This is a genomic window from Stenotrophomonas geniculata ATCC 19374 = JCM 13324 (assembly GCF_001431625.1).
Lineage (GTDB): Bacteria > Pseudomonadota > Gammaproteobacteria > Xanthomonadales > Xanthomonadaceae > Stenotrophomonas > Stenotrophomonas geniculata.
In genome coordinates this window covers 1-1,444 of record NZ_LLXT01000040.1, presented here as the reverse complement: position 1 = coordinate 1,444, position 1,444 = coordinate 1, and the positions used below count along the sequence as shown (strand labels likewise).

Annotated in this window: 3 protein-coding genes; 2 read left to right on the top strand and 1 reads right to left on the bottom strand. The window is 60.9% G+C overall.

What is annotated here, in order from left to right; genetic code table 11:
* Positions 1 to 65: 65 nt before the first annotated feature.
* Together ARC63_RS23880 and ARC63_RS02470 are read left to right on the top strand one after the other, a co-directional pair.
* Positions 66 to 359, top strand: a complete 294-nt coding sequence (locus ARC63_RS23880) for a transposase (protein ID WP_019338990.1) — start codon at positions 66 to 68, stop codon at positions 357 to 359.
* On the top strand, positions 356 to 1,189 hold the full coding sequence (locus ARC63_RS02470; RefSeq protein WP_043397638.1) for an IS3 family transposase: 834 nt from the start codon (positions 356 to 358) through the stop codon (positions 1,187 to 1,189). The genes ARC63_RS23880 and ARC63_RS02470 overlap by 4 nt, the downstream gene beginning before the upstream one ends.
* 165 nt (positions 1,190 to 1,354) lie before the next feature.
* Here ARC63_RS02470 and ARC63_RS23055 read toward each other — a convergent pair.
* A partial coding sequence (locus tag ARC63_RS23055) for a 3-deoxy-7-phosphoheptulonate synthase (protein WP_139042358.1) occupies positions 1,355 to 1,444 on the bottom strand: 90 nt, incomplete at its 5' end.

Genomic DNA, 1,444 nt, shown 5'->3' with positions numbered 1-1,444 from the left:
GGGTTGTGGTGGTCTAATCAACTTGGACACTCGATAGGATCAATTTCAAGCATCGAGGTAGACCCATGGCAAAGCAGATCACTCAGGGCATGAGGGACGAGGCGGTTCGCCTTGTGGTTGTGGAGGGGCAGACAGTCAGGGACGTCTGCCAGCTGATGGATGTCGGCCCGACGGCGCTGAGGCGCTGGATCGAGCAATGGCGTCGAAAACATGACCCGCAGGCCGAGGCACCGCCCGTAGATGCCCAGGTCAGAATCGCCGAGCTGGAGGCCCAGAATCGCAGGCTCAAGGAGGAGCGCGACCTACTAAAAAAATCCATCGCCTTCTTCATTCGGGACAGCGATCACCGGAACAGGTGATCCAGGAATTGGGGAAGGTCGCTCCGATCCGGTTGGTGTGTCAGTTGATGGACTATCCCCGTAGCAGCTACTACGCCTGGCTGCACCGGGAGCCCCGGATTGACCGGGAACTGCTGGCCCAGGTTGATCTGGTTCGTCGCATTCATCAGTCCCACCGGGGGAGCTGTGGCTCTCGCAAGATGGCCAGGGAGCTGACCAATCGCGGCCTGCCAGTGGGTCGCTACCGCGCCCGGACGCTGATGCGCCGGGCCGGCGTCAGGGCGCGGCAGCACCGGCGGCACAAGTACCACAGTCTGGGGCCGCAGGCACTGACCGCGCCCAACGTGTTGGAACGCCAATTCAACCCGGAGGCACCCGACCAAGTCTGGGCAGGGGATATCACCTACATCCCGACCCAGCAAGGCTGGCTCTATCTGGCCATCGTGGTGGATCTGTTTGCCCGACGGATCGTGGGCTGGGCCCACTCTCACGAAGGGGATGCCTGGCTGGCCGTCAGAGCCCTGCGTGGGGCTCTGAAACAGCGTCGTCCCAACGGGCGACTACTTTTCCACTCGGATCAAGGTCGGCAGTACACCAGCCATGCCATGGCCGAAATTCTGCGTGACAACGGCATCACCCAAAGCATGAGCAGGAAGGGCAACTGCTGGGACAACGCGGTGGTGGAACGGGTTTTCGCCACCCTCAAAGGGGAATGGCTTTACTCCAAATACCCCACTCGACAGGAGGCTGCAGCAGACATCGAGCAATTCGTGGACTGGTACAACCACCGTCGGCCGCACAGTGCCAACGGCCTTGTGCCACCTGCGCTTTGTGAAGAGCAGGTGGCCTGAACTCCCTTTGGGAGTGTCCAAAAATACTTGACCACCACAGGTTTACGGCGTGTCCTGACCACCCACACCGCCCCGCCATCCCACGGAATGCCGCTTCTGCTGTTGCTTTTGCTGTTGCTTCGGATTCTGGGCAGGTGCAGGGCTGCAAGCCCTGCCGAAAAACCCTTACCGCACTTGCTCCTGCTTGCGGACGATCGCCATCGCGATCTCCAGCGACTGCTCGTAATTCAACCGCGGGTCCACCGTTGAACGATA

Coding starts and splice junctions, on each gene's coding strand:
- ARC63_RS23880 (WP_019338990.1), top strand. CDS start 66: ATGGCAAAGCAGATCACTCAGGGCATGAGGGACGAGGCGGTTCGCCTT.